General features: G+C 65.3%; 9 protein-coding genes and 2 riboswitches. Of the genes, 2 read left to right on the top strand and 7 right to left on the bottom strand.

Annotated features, from left to right (window positions below):
- Window positions 1-7: 7 nt before the first annotated feature.
- The 3 genes from gcvT to ACSKT0_RS03695 all read right to left on the bottom strand — a co-directional run bounded on the left by gcvT (window position 8) and on the right by ACSKT0_RS03695 (window position 5,095).
- Entirely contained in the window at window positions 8-1,141 is a 1,134-nt protein-coding gene (gcvT, locus tag ACSKT0_RS03705) for a glycine cleavage system aminomethyltransferase GcvT (protein ID WP_437771859.1), read from the bottom strand.
- A 13-nt stretch (window positions 1,142-1,154) separates the two neighbouring features.
- Entirely contained in the window at window positions 1,155-4,040 is a 2,886-nt protein-coding gene (gene gcvP, locus ACSKT0_RS03700) for an aminomethyl-transferring glycine dehydrogenase (protein ID WP_437772559.1), read from the bottom strand.
- Between the two features lie 52 nt (window positions 4,041-4,092).
- A riboswitch (glycine riboswitch) is annotated at window positions 4,093-4,200 on the bottom strand.
- Between the two features lies 1 nt (window position 4,201).
- A riboswitch (glycine riboswitch) is annotated at window positions 4,202-4,299 on the bottom strand.
- 247 nt (window positions 4,300-4,546) lie between these two features.
- Window positions 4,547-5,095 carry a TetR/AcrR family transcriptional regulator gene (locus ACSKT0_RS03695; RefSeq protein ID WP_404497112.1) on the bottom strand — a complete coding sequence of 183 codons (549 nt, stop codon included), beginning with the start codon at window positions 5,093-5,095 and terminating at the stop codon, window positions 4,547-4,549.
- 82 nt (window positions 5,096-5,177) lie between these two features.
- On the opposite strand from ACSKT0_RS03695, the gene ACSKT0_RS03690 reads away from it, so the two are divergent.
- The gene (locus ACSKT0_RS03690) at window positions 5,178-6,719 is read left to right on the top strand and encodes an MFS transporter (RefSeq protein ID WP_437772558.1); all 1,542 of its coding nucleotides are present in this window, start codon (window positions 5,178-5,180) and stop codon (window positions 6,717-6,719) included.
- Window positions 6,720-6,726: 7 nt separating this feature from the next.
- Here ACSKT0_RS03690 and ACSKT0_RS03685 read toward each other — a convergent pair whose 3' ends face one another.
- Window positions 6,727-7,560 (bottom strand): sigma-70 family RNA polymerase sigma factor, encoded by an 834-nt coding sequence (locus ACSKT0_RS03685; RefSeq protein ID WP_437772557.1) that lies wholly within the window; start codon window positions 7,558-7,560, stop codon window positions 6,727-6,729.
- A gap of 174 nt (window positions 7,561-7,734) precedes the next feature.
- Here ACSKT0_RS03685 and ACSKT0_RS03680 point away from each other — a divergent pair, with 174 nt between their 5' ends.
- Window positions 7,735-8,334 (top strand): hypothetical protein, encoded by a 600-nt coding sequence (locus tag ACSKT0_RS03680; protein WP_437772556.1) that lies wholly within the window; start codon window positions 7,735-7,737, stop codon window positions 8,332-8,334.
- A 9-nt stretch (window positions 8,335-8,343) separates the two neighbouring features.
- On the opposite strand, the gene ACSKT0_RS03675 is transcribed toward ACSKT0_RS03680, so the two are convergent.
- From ACSKT0_RS03675 to ACSKT0_RS03665, 3 genes are read right to left on the bottom strand one after another with little or no spacing between them, the layout of a single operon-like run.
- Window positions 8,344-8,592 carry a carbon storage regulator gene (locus ACSKT0_RS03675; protein ID WP_437772555.1) on the bottom strand — a complete coding sequence of 83 codons (249 nt, stop codon included), beginning with the start codon at window positions 8,590-8,592 and terminating at the stop codon, window positions 8,344-8,346.
- Between the two features lie 4 nt (window positions 8,593-8,596).
- The gene (locus tag ACSKT0_RS03670; RefSeq protein WP_437772554.1) at window positions 8,597-9,622 is read right to left on the bottom strand and encodes a hypothetical protein; all 1,026 of its coding nucleotides are present in this window, start codon (window positions 9,620-9,622) and stop codon (window positions 8,597-8,599) included.
- Complete coding sequence (locus ACSKT0_RS03665; protein ID WP_437772553.1) at window positions 9,600-11,645, bottom strand: flagellar biosynthesis protein FlhA; 2,046 nt, start codon at window positions 11,643-11,645, stop codon at window positions 9,600-9,602. The genes ACSKT0_RS03670 and ACSKT0_RS03665 overlap by 23 nt, the downstream gene beginning before the upstream one ends.
- Window positions 11,646-11,695: the final 50 nt, after the last annotated feature.

Below are 11,695 nucleotides of genomic sequence, written 5' to 3'. Positions count from 1 at the left end.
ACACGGCCTACTTAACCCGCTTATAGAACGGCAGTGCGACAACCTCGAACGGTTCAGCCTTGCCGCGCAGGTCTACGTCCAGGGCCGTGCCTGGCTCGGCGTGTTCGACGTCGACATAGGCCAACGCCACGGGGTAGCCGAGGGTGGGGCTGGGCTGGCCGGAGGTGACTTCGCCGACCACTACGCCGTCCTTGAGGACCGGGTAGTGGCTGCGGCCGGCGCGGCGGCCCAGGCCCTTGAGGCCAACCAGCTTGCGGCCGCTGGTGGATCCGGCGCCCTCAGCCTTCAGGGCTTCGAGGGCGGCGCGGCCTACGAAGTCGCTTTCCTTGGCGAGCGAGACGACCGGGCCCAGGCCCGCCGAGAAGGGGTTGCCTTCGCGGGAGAGCTCGTTGCCGTAGAGCGGCATGCCGGCTTCGAGACGCAGGGAGTCACGCGAGGCCAGGCCGGCGGGGATCAGCTCGCCGTCTTGGGCAACTGCCGCGATTGCTTGCCACAGGGCGGCGGCGGCATCGTTGTCCACGAAGATTTCGAAGCCGTCCTCACCGGTGTAACCGGTGCGGGCGAGGAGCAGTTCCGTGATGCTCCCGGCAAAGGTGAAGGGCACCTCGACGGCGGCGTAGTACTTCAGCTCGGTGACCAGGGCGTGCTGTTCCGCCGGGACCAAACGCAGGAGGATTTCTTCCGCCTTGGGACCCTGGACGGCGATCAGCGAGGTCGCTGCGGAGGCGTCCTCGACGACGACGTCGAAGTTGGCAGCCCGCTGCGCCAGTGCCTCGGCAACAACCTTGGCGTTGCCGGCGTTTGGAACCACCAGGAACTTGGAATCGCCACGACGGTACGTGATGAGGTCATCGATGATGCCGCCGTCTTCCTGGCAGATCAGCGAGTACTTGGCCTTGCCAATCGACATCGCGGAGATCTTGCCCACCAGTGCGTAGTCCAGGAAAGCGGCCGCGTCCGGGCCGCTGACCCAGACTTCGCCCATGTGGGAAAGGTCGAACAGGCCTGCGGACTGGCGGACGGCGTGGTGCTCGGCCAGTTCGGAGGAGTACTTCAGGGGCATCTGCCAGCCACCGAAATCGGTGAAGGAAGCGCCGAGCTTCTTGTGCTCTTCGTAGAGCGCAGTGTAGTTCTCAGTCATCGTGAGGAGTCCTTTAGTTCTCGAAGGCTTCGATCGGAGGGCAGGAGCAGACCAGGTTGCGGTCGCCCGCGGCGCCGTCGATGCGGCCGACGGGCGGGAAGTACTTGTCCTGCTTGAGGTGGTGGACAGGGAAGACGGCCTGCTCGCGGGAGTACTCACGGTTCCAGTCCGAGGAGACGACGGCGGCCGCGGTGTGCGGTGCGTGGCGCAGCGGGCTGTTCTCCACCGTGAAGTCGCCGTTCGCGACCTGGTCGATTTCCTTGCGGATGGTGATCATGGCTTCGATGAATCGGTCGATCTCCCCGAGGTCCTCGGATTCGGTGGGCTCCACCATGAGGGTGCCCGCCACCGGGAACGCCAGGGTGGGAGCGTGGAAACCGTAGTCGATGAGGCGCTTGGCCACGTCCTCAGCAGTAACGCCGGTGCGAGCCGTCAGTTCGCGCAGGTCCAGGATGCACTCGTGGGCCACGAGCCCGCCTTCACCGGTGTAGAGAACGGGGAAGTACTCGTTGAGGCGCGAGGCGATGTAGTTCGCGGCAAGCAGCGCGGACTTGGTGGCCTCGGTCAGGCCTTCGCCGCCCATGAGCTTCACGTAGGCCCAGGAAATCGGCAGGACGCCGGCGGAGCCGTAACGCGAGGCGGAGATGGCCACGCCAGTCCCTGGCAAAGAAGCGCCGTCTTCGTGTGCTGCCTTGTTCGCATCGCCGGGCATGAAGGGTGCAAGGTGCGCCTTGGCCGCGACCGGGCCAACACCGGGTCCGCCGCCGCCGTGCGGGATGCAGAAGGTCTTGTGCAGGTTCAGGTGGGACACGTCGCCCCCGAACTTGCCCGGCTGGGCCAGGCCCACGAGCGCGTTGAGGTTGGCGCCGTCCACGTACACCTGGCCGCCGGCCGCGTGCACCGAGTCGCAGATTTCGCGGACGTCGGCGTCGTACACGCCGTGCGTGGACGGATAAGTGATCATGATGCAAGACAAAGCACGGCCGGTGGCGTCGATCTTGGCCTGCAGGTCCGCGTGGTCGATCGTGCCGTCGGCCGCGGTGGCCACCACGACCACTTTCATGCCGGCCAGCACTGCCGAGGCGGCGTTGGTGCCGTGGGCGGACGCCGGGATGAGGCAGACGTTGCGCTGGGCCTCGCCGCGGGAGTGGTGGTAGCCGCGGATGGCCAGCAGGCCCGCGAGTTCGCCCTGGGAACCGGCGTTGGGCTGGATGGAGACCTGGTCGTACCCGGTGATCTCCGTCAGGTCAGCTTCCAGATCTTCGATCAGTTCGCGCCAGCCCTCGGTCTGGGAATCCGGGGCGAAGGGGTGGATCGAGGCGAATTCCGGCCAGGAGATGGCTTCCATCTCGGCGGTGGCGTTCAGCTTCATGGTGCACGAACCCAGCGGGATCATGGTGCGGTCCAGCGCCAGGTCGCGGTCCGACAGCTTGCGGATATAGCGCAGCAGCTGGGTTTCAGAACGGTGCGTGTTGAACACCGGGTGCTGCAGGTAGTCCGAAGTTCGCTCGACAGCGGCCTCCAGCGCGAAGCCCTCGCCGTCACCGGACACCGTCGCGCCGAAGGCGGCGACGACACCAAAAGCATCAAGGACGCCGCCGACGATTTCCTTTGTTGTGGTCTCATCGACGGAGACGCCGACAGTGTCCGCGTCGATGCCGCGCAGGTTGATGCCCTTGGCCTCGGCGGCGGCGATGACCTTCCCGGCCTTGCCGGGGACGCGGACGGTGACGGTGTCGAAGAAGCTGCGGTGCAGGACCTCAAGGCCCGCGGCCTTCAAGGACGCTGCCAGGGTGCGGGCGTGGTTGTGGGCCGTCTCGGCGATCGCCTTCAGGCCATCGGGGCCGTGGTACACGGCGTACATCGAGGACACGATGGCCAACAGGGCCTGCGCGGTGCAGATGTTGGACGTCGCCTTCTCGCGGCGGATGTGCTGCTCGCGGGTCTGCAGGGCGAGGCGGTAGGCGGGAGTGCCGGCGTCGTCCTTGGAAACGCCCACCAAGCGGCCCGGCATCGAGCGCTCGAGGCCCTTCTGGACAGCCATGTACGCGGCGTGCGGGCCGCCAAAGAACAGCGGAACGCCAAAGCGCTGGGTGGAGCCGACGGCGATGTCGGCACCCTGCTCACCCGGAGGCGTGATCAGGGTGAGGGCGAGGAGGTCCGCGGCGACGGTGACGAGGGCGCCGCGTTCCTTGGCGGCGGCAATCACGGCGGAGTGGTCGAACACCCGGCCGGAAACGCCCGGCTGCTGCAGCACGATGCCGTTGATGTCGCCGTCGGGCAGGCCCTGGGACAGGTCCGCGATCTCCACCTCAAAGCCGAGCGCCTCGGCGCGGCCCTTCACGATGGCGATGGTCTGCGGGAGACAGTCGGCGTCGAGGACGGTCTTGCCGTCATGGGCCGTCTTGTTCTTGTTGGCGCGGCGCATCATGAGGACTGCTTCGGCAACCGCGGTGGCTTCATCCAGCAGTGAGGCGTTGGCGATAGGCAGGCCCACGAGGTCCTGGACCATGGTCTGGAAGTTCAGCAGGGCTTCGAGGCGGCCCTGGGAAATTTCCGGCTGGTACGGCGTGTAGGCCGTGTACCAGGCCGGGGATTCGAGGATGTTGCGGCGGATCACCGGCGGAGTGACGGTGTCGTAGTAGCCCTGGCCGATCATCTGCACGGCCGTCTTGTTCTTGGCCGCCAGCTTGCGAAGTTCAGCCAGGACTTCCACCTCGCTGAGGGCGTTCTGGAGCGTCAGCGCGACGTCCTGGCGGATGTCATTGGGAACCGCGGTGTCTACGAGCGAATCGACACTGTCGTAGCCAACAGACTTGAGCATGATGTCAATGTCGGCTTGGCGGCGGGTGCCGATATGCCGGTCAACGAACGTAGTGGAGGTTGAACTAACCGTCACGAAGGAACTCCATAAATAAGGCGGCGCAGGGTGCGCCACAGCTAATCGGGTTCCTCCCCGCTCTGTATTGGACCTGAGAGTTTCCGCGAAACCGTGCTTGTGGCACTGTTCCGCTTGCACCGTCGGTGAGCGCGCGTCAGCGCGCTGCTTTCCAGAGTTGCCTTGCCGCGGCGGTGCGTGGGCCTGAGAGATTCCTGGGGAGGATTTGCTCCTACGGCGCCTGCATCACATGCCTGCAGGACTCTCCCGCCGCAGATCAAAGGCGTATTCAGTTATGTGAATGAGATCGTGGTTGCCGGTGACGGCTGCCACAACTCCCAATTGTCCTACGGACTGCCCGCGTCCGCAAATGTGGTCACCGCCCCCGCCCGACTTCCCCAACTAACTCGCACTAGATGTCGTTTTGGAGCCTCTAAACGACAACAACTGCGGGGGCCCACGCCGCCAGGGTTCCCTGGCCGAGCTTGCGAGGCGAGGGTGGCGGTGGGGACAGTTGGGCCGCACCCTCAGTCACGGAGGCGTTCGACGGCGGCCAGCAGCGCACCGACGTCGGCGCTCCTCGCGCTGGCCTTGACTTCCGTATCACCGGCGCCGCCTTCAAGCATTGCGTTGAAGTAAAGTCCATCGCCCATGTACCGGACCGCTTTGGCCATCTCGGGCCCCACTTCCTCGGCGAGCACATCGAGCCATTGTTGCTGGATCCCGGCGAAACGCCTGCGGGTTTCTTCATGGGCTACTTCCGCGAGCCGCGTGGCGGCCACGAACACCCGGTCCAACGGAGTATCCGCCCACAGGGAAGACTTGATGAAGAACGCGGCCGCACCTTCGGGGGCTGCCTTCATTGCCTCGATATCCAGAGCAGCCAGCCCGTCCATGCGTTCGAGCAAGGAGCTGATCATGGCTTCCTTGTTGGGGAAATGGTAGAGCAGGCCGCCCTTGGAGACGCCTGCGCGCTTGGCGACGGCGTCCAGGGTCGCAGCCCGCTCCCCCACCTCGATCAGGAGGGCTTCAAAGGCATCCAGGACAGCGTCCCGGGCAATAGGTTTTCGCGGCATGGTGTCCATCATCCCTTAGTTCGATGCGGCAGTTCGATGAGTCAGATTGAAACTATACCGTCCAGACGGTACAGTTATCTCCATGTTCACGCCGTCCACAACCCAGCACCCCCGCACCCCTTCGATCCAATCCGCCCCGTGGCGCGATTGGGCTGCCCTGGCACTCCTGATGTTCCCCGTGCTGCTGGTGGCTGTGGACAATACGGCGCTGACATTCGCCCTGCCGCAAATCGCCCGGTCCTTGGAAGTAGGGGGCGTGCAGCTGCTGTGGGTCGTCGACGCCTACCCGCTGGTGCTTGCAGCCCTATTGGTGTCCATGGGAAACCTGGGAGACCGGATCGGCCGTCGCCGCTTGCTGTTGATCGGCAGCACGGGCTTCGCCGCCGTTTCCGCGGCCACCGCCTTCGCGCCGTCGGCTGAATGGCTCATCGCCGGACGCGCCAGTATGGGCATCTTCGGAGCCATGCTCATGCCGTCCACGCTGTCCTTGATCCGCAACATCTTCCCGGACCCGAACCGCCGCCGGCTCGCCGTGGCAGTGTGGGCCGCAGGATTCTCCGGCGGCGCAGCCCTCGGGCCGATCTTCGGCGGTTGGCTCGTGGAGCACTTCTGGTGGGGTGCCGTGTTCCTGGTTGCGGTGCCATTGTTGCTGCCCCTGCTCGCCTTTGGCCCCTCCCTCATTCCCGAGTCCAAGGATCGCAACCCGGGCAAGCCGGACGTTCCCAGCGTTGTGCTGTCCATCCTGACCATGGCCCCCGTGGTTTATGGCATCAAAGAGGCCGCCGTACACGGTTTTGGCCCTGGACCCGCGGCCTTCATGGCGTTCGGCCTGGCCATGGGAATCGTCTTCGTCCGGAGGCAGGGCTCTTTGGCATCGCCCATGTTGGACGTACGGCTTTTCCGGAACAAGGTCTTCAGCACGGCCATCACGGCCAACGTCTTGTCCCTGTTCTCAATGACCGGCTTCATTTACTTCTTCGCGCAGCATTTGCAGCTCGTGGAAGGCCAATCCCCCATGCAGGCGGGGATCTCGATGGTTCCGGCGCTGCTGGCCACCATCGTGGCGGGCCTGGTGGTGGTTCCGCTGGTCAAGCGGATCCGCCCGGGCCTGGTGGTGGCATCGGGCTTGGCGCTGAGCGCAGTTGGATACCTCGTGGCCGCCCTGGGCAACCACAGCCAGGGTCCGGGGTACCTTTTGACGGCACTCCTACTGCTGGCCATCGGGGTTGGCTCGGCGGAGACCATCTCCAACGACCTGATCCTCGGCGCGGTTCCTGCCGACAAGGCGGGCGCTGCATCGGCGATCTCCGAAACGGGCTACGAGCTCGGTTCATTGCTGGGCACAGCCGTCCTTGGCTCCATCCTGACGGCGTCCTACCAACACCACTTGCTGCTTCCAGGCGAATTGTCCGGCCACGCGGCCGAACGCTCGCGGGAGACGCTCGCCGGAGCCGTGGACACCGCGGCAACGCTGCCCCAGCCTATGGGCGATGCCCTGACATCCGCCGCGCGTGCGGCGTTTGAATCCGGCGTCCACATCACGGCGGCGATCGGGCTGGTACTGATGGCGGGAGCGGCAGTCCTTGCCGCCGTCGTGCTCCGCCGCGTGCCGACCGCAAAGTAGGCGGAGTCTAGACCGCTCGGTTCAAGGCAGCATCTGCCGAGCTGAAACTACGGGTAATTCCGCCCAAAGTGGCGGTGGCGAGGGTCGACAGGTAGTCGTGCCGACGTCGGGCCGTAATGCGCGATTGGGGCTCAAAGGATTGTTCCGGATCGTCCGCGTAATGTGCGGAAAGTCCATCGCGCATGAGCCGGATGCCCTCGGCACGCTGTTGGGAGACCGCGGCGTGCGTGGAACCGAGTTCCTCAGCGAGTTCCTTGACTGTCCGCCCACCGAAGTAGATCTCCTCGACGACGTACCGCATCTTTTCCGGCAGGGCGTCGACGGCGGCGCGAAGGTACTTGAGGCGCTCATCGGCCAGGACCGAGTGCTCCGGGGAGATGGTGTCCGCGGCAACAGTGTCCACTACGACGTCATCCAGCGGCGACAGGGTCCTTGCGGCATCGGCAAGGGCGGCTTCCACCACGCTACGTTCGACACCCAGGGCTGATGCGGTTTCGGCCACCGAAGGCGTGCGGCCAAGGACGCCGGACAGCGTCTCCTGGACCGACATGGTTTCCTTGATGCGCTTGCGCGCAGAGCGCGTGGCCCAGTCGCTGGCCCGCATCTCGTCCGCAAAGGCTCCGACGATCCGGCGGCGCGCAAAGGCGCCGAAGGGGACTCCGAGGTTCGGATCGAAGGAATCGGCAGACGTTATCAACGCCACGGACCCTACCGACGCGAAATCGTCGCGCGACAAATGAGAAGCTCTCGCGCAGAGCTCCGACACCAAATAGCCAACGAGCGGCAAGTGCTGCAGCACCAACTCGTTGCGTTCTTCGCGATTCAAAATTAGTCCCCCCATGAGACCTGTTTATTGAGTTGCCAAGCCTGATTCCAAGGCTTCATGGGCGAGCTGCTGAGACGATGCAACGTGCCGAAGATTACACGGAACAGACATGTATTCAGTGAACATACCATCTGAAAAATAACAATGCGTGTACGCTCATGAAAAAGATACAAAAGAGGCCTCGGATTCATGTTCGCAGGCCAAACCGGGGAGTGGGGAACCGTGGGGGCGGATGAGCTATCGGCGATGCTGTGGCGCGAGCGGAGACAGCTGGAACTGCTGTTGTACCGGCTCGAAACACAGTTGCTGCACGTTCGGGCAGGCAACTGGCATTGGTTGAAATTCACTGCCGCTGACGTGGAAAAGGTCCTGGAAAACCTTCGGTTCGACACCCTTGCCCGGAACATCGAGTCGTCGGCCCTGGCCATCGAATGGCGCTTGTCGGCCAATGCCACGCTGCCGATGATCGCTTCAGTGGCCCCGCCCGGAATCTGGCCGGAACTGCTTCATGATCACCACCGTGAGCTGGTCTCGGTGCTCAATCAAGTCGAAACAACCGCGGCCGCGAACGTCGAGGCTCTCCAGATGGGGCTGCAAGGGGCCGGGACCCCTCCGCTTGGCTCCGTTCAGCCCGGCGACGCAGCCCCGGCGGCGCCGGGAGCGGTCGCGTGTGCTGGCACCGTGGATGACGTGATGCTGCTTGCGGAAAATGCAAATATCGAACGGGCCTTGGCCGTGACGAGGGATTGCTCGCTGCCGCTCCTCAAGGAGTTCCTGGGCTTGGAGTAGGGACGGCGCCTAGTCCTTGCTCGGCTTGCGAACCGGCGGACGCAGCCCGGCAACGAGTTCCTCGGCTTCGGGGCCGGCCTGGGCAGCAGCGAGGTTGGCAGCGGCGATCGCCTCAACAACTTCGCGACGCTGGATGGACACCCCTCGAGGGGCCTCGATCCCGATCCGCACGCCGTCGCCGCGGCCTTCCATGACGGTGATGACAATGTCCTCACCAATCATGATCTGTTCGCCCGGCTTGCGTGTCAGTACCAGCATGCTCTCAATGTACCTTTCCGAGCACGGCAACGCGGGCGGGCTTGCCGTCCACCCACCCGATGGGGAGGCCGAGTCCGTTGACCGTCTCGGGACTTGCGGTCTCCGATGCGCCGAAAACAGCAAGGGCGTCAAGCGTGACTCGCTCGGCGGCCAGCGCGGCGGAGAGCGCCCGGACCCAGGCCGCCGTGTCTTCCGCTTTCCGCCCTGCGTCGGCAACCAGCCACAACTGGTCTGCGGCGAGCGCTGCGACGGCCGCCGCATGCGTCGCGGCTTCGCCTTGCCTGCCGAGTCCGTAAGCGACCAGCACGGTTTGGCCGGTGAGCACAGCTTGGGCGCGTGCCGCCGTCGCGCCCTGGCGCCCCACCACGTGGAGGTGCCCGAAGGCAGTTAGCGCTCCGGCCGTCCGGACGTCGGAGCCGCCCTCGGCGATGGACATTTCCAACGCCGGTCCCAGGGCGTCGTCGCCGAGGCCAAGCAGGACGATCAGGTTGCCGCTGCCGGCAAGTGGAACCGGTACCTGCACAGAAACGGCGTGCCCGACGGCGGGGGCCGGCAACGCGGTCAGCATCCCTTGCGTCGCTGGTCCGGAGACCGGCGCCTGGAACTCCTTCCCCAGCTGCTCCAACATCCCCGCGAAATCCGGGGAGGCGGTTGAAACAGCTGCCTCGGGCCGGTGCAGGTCCATCTCGGCCGCGTCGGCTTGCTCCAGGAGCGCGGCGATCGCGGGCCCCTGCAACGCGTGAGCCTCCCCGGCAAGCCGTGCCTCCCCAGCAACCTGGGCGTCCCAACTGACTCGCAGTTGTTGTCGTTCTGAGCCCTCAAAACGACAACTATTGCTAGCTAGTTGGGTGGAACCCTCTGCCGGAACCTCCACGGTTGCCTCGTAGCGATTGGCTGCGAAGAGGCCGGCGATCCCCGGATTGGTGACTTTCTCGGCAGAGACGATCCGCGCCCCGGGACCGTGCTGTTGCTCGGCTTTCGCCCGGATGTCGTCCAGGGAGGTGCCCTTAAGCTTGTATTGCTTCGGCATGGCGGACCACCCCCACGGTTTCGATCTGGATGTTTGCGGACGTCACTTCGCGGTAGGACAACACGGGAACACCGCCGTCGGGAGCCGCCACGAGCCGCCGGACCGCGGGCCGCAACGCCGGGGCGCACACCAGAACGGCTTGCCGTCCGGCGTTTGCGGCGGCCTCCACCGAAGACTGCACAGAGGCCAGGACGGCGTCCAGGCGCGCTTGGCTCATGACGATCTGGGTACCCCCTTCGGCCGGGCGCATGTCTTCGAGCATGGACTGTTCCAGGAGTGGATCGATCATGATCACATTGAGCACCGTGCCGTCCAGGAACTTGGCTGCGAGCGCGGGCCCCAGCGATTGGCGGGCGGTTTCCACCAAAGCCTCGGGCTCGGTGGAAACCTTGGCACGCAGGGCGAGTGCCTCGAAAATGCGGGGAAGATCGTTGATGGGGACCTGTTCTTCGAGGAGTCCCCGCAGCACCCGCTGCACTTCGGCCAAGGACATGAGCCCGGGAATGAGTTCCTCGACGGCGGCGGGGCTCTGCTTGCGCACGCCCTCCGTCAGCACCCTGACGTCCTCGCGGGTGAGGAGCCTTGCGGCGTTGGCGGACACGATCGACGACAAGTGGGTCACCAGGACGGAAACCCGGTCGATCACAGTTGCCCCCGTCATTTCGGCGCTGTGGCGCATCTCGCTGGGAATCCATTTTCCGGCCAGCCCGAAGACCGGCTCCACCGTGGAGGCGCCCGGCAGTGCGTCAAGGTAATCGCCGAGGGCGAGCAACTTGCCCGACGGCGCCGTGCCGCGTCCGGCTTCCACCCCCGCAATGCGGATGGCATAGGTGGCCGGCGGCAGCTCGACGTTGTCACGCGTGCGGACGGGCGGAATCACGATCCCCAACTCCATGGCGATCTTGTGGCGCAAAGAGCGGACACGGGCCAGGAGGTCGTCCGAGGCGCCGGAGACCATGTCGACAAGGTCCGGAGCCAACAAGATCTCGAGGGGGTGGACGCGCATGTCCTGCATGAGCCTCTCGTTCGGGTCTTCATCGGAGCTCAGTGCGGCTGCTTCCTGGGCGTCGTCAGCCTCACTCTGTTTCTTCTGCTGCGCCGCGAGGCGCCTCGAGCCGAACAGCAGGGCAGCACCCACCAGCAGGAAGGGCACGATGGGCATGCCGGGGATGAGCGCCATAGCCACTGCGGCCAGTCCCGCGATCAGCAAGGCGTTGGGCGACTGCATGAGTTGCGAGGAGGCCGTGCGGCCCATGTCTTCTTCGGCGTTGGACCGGGTGACGATCATGCCCGTCGAGACGGCCATGAGGAGGGCCGGGATCTGGGTGACGAGCCCGTCGCCCATGGTCAGCAGGCCGTAGGAGTTCAGCGCATCGCCCACGTTCATGCCGCGCTGCAGCACGCCGATGGCAATGCCGCCAACGAAGTTGATGATGATAATGATGATGCCCGCGATTGCATCGCCCTTGACGAACTTCGAGGCACCGTCCATGGCGCCGTAGAAGTCGGCCTCGGCGGACACCTCTGCGCGGCGCTTGCGGGCCTGGGCGTCCGTGATGAGGCCGGCGTTGAGGTCGGCGTCGATGGCCATCTGTTTGCCGGGCATGGCGTCCAGCGTGAACCTTGCCCCCACCTCGGCCACGCGTTCGGCGCCCTTGGTCACCACGACGAACTGGATGACCACGAGGATCAGGAACACCACGGCGCCGATGATCATGGAGCCGCCCACCGTGACCTTGCCGAAAGCGTCGATCACTTGTCCGGCGAATCCTTGTCCCAGCACCAGCCGGGTGGACGCGACGTTGAGCCCCAGCCGGAACAGCGTAGCCACGAGCAACAAGGACGGGAAGACGGAGAAGTCGAGGGGCTTCTTGACGAACATGCTGGTGAGCAGGATCAGCAGGGCGAGCAGGATGTTGCAGACGATCAGGAAGTCGAGCAGCGGCGCCGGCACGGGAACCACCAGCAGCAGTACGATGCCAACGATTCCCACCGGCACGGTGAGCCTGGCGAATCTGTTCATTGCTGGGTCCTGTCCGGAGTGGGGTGGTTGCTGGGTGCGGTTCGGGGGCT

Source organism: Arthrobacter sp. KNU40 (assembly GCF_051515115.1).
GTDB lineage: Bacteria > Actinomycetota > Actinomycetes > Actinomycetales > Micrococcaceae > Arthrobacter.
This window is presented reverse-complemented; position numbering and strand designations above follow the sequence as displayed.

Coding starts and splice junctions, on each gene's coding strand:
- gcvT (WP_437771859.1), bottom strand. CDS start 1,141: ATGACTGAGAACTACACTGCGCTCTACGAAGAGCACAAGAAGCTCGGC.
- ACSKT0_RS03695 (WP_404497112.1), bottom strand. CDS start 5,095: ATGCCGCGAAAACCTATTGCCCGGGACGCTGTCCTGGATGCCTTTGAA.
- ACSKT0_RS03690 (WP_437772558.1), top strand. CDS start 5,178: ATGTTCACGCCGTCCACAACCCAGCACCCCCGCACCCCTTCGATCCAA.
- ACSKT0_RS03685 (WP_437772557.1), bottom strand. CDS start 7,560: ATGGGGGGACTAATTTTGAATCGCGAAGAACGCAACGAGTTGGTGCTG.
- ACSKT0_RS03680 (WP_437772556.1), top strand. CDS start 7,735: ATGTTCGCAGGCCAAACCGGGGAGTGGGGAACCGTGGGGGCGGATGAG.
- ACSKT0_RS03675 (WP_437772555.1), bottom strand. CDS start 8,592: ATGCTGGTACTGACACGCAAGCCGGGCGAACAGATCATGATTGGTGAG.
- ACSKT0_RS03670 (WP_437772554.1), bottom strand. CDS start 9,622: ATGCCGAAGCAATACAAGCTTAAGGGCACCTCCCTGGACGACATCCGG.
- ACSKT0_RS03665 (WP_437772553.1), bottom strand. CDS start 11,645: ATGAACAGATTCGCCAGGCTCACCGTGCCGGTGGGAATCGTTGGCATC.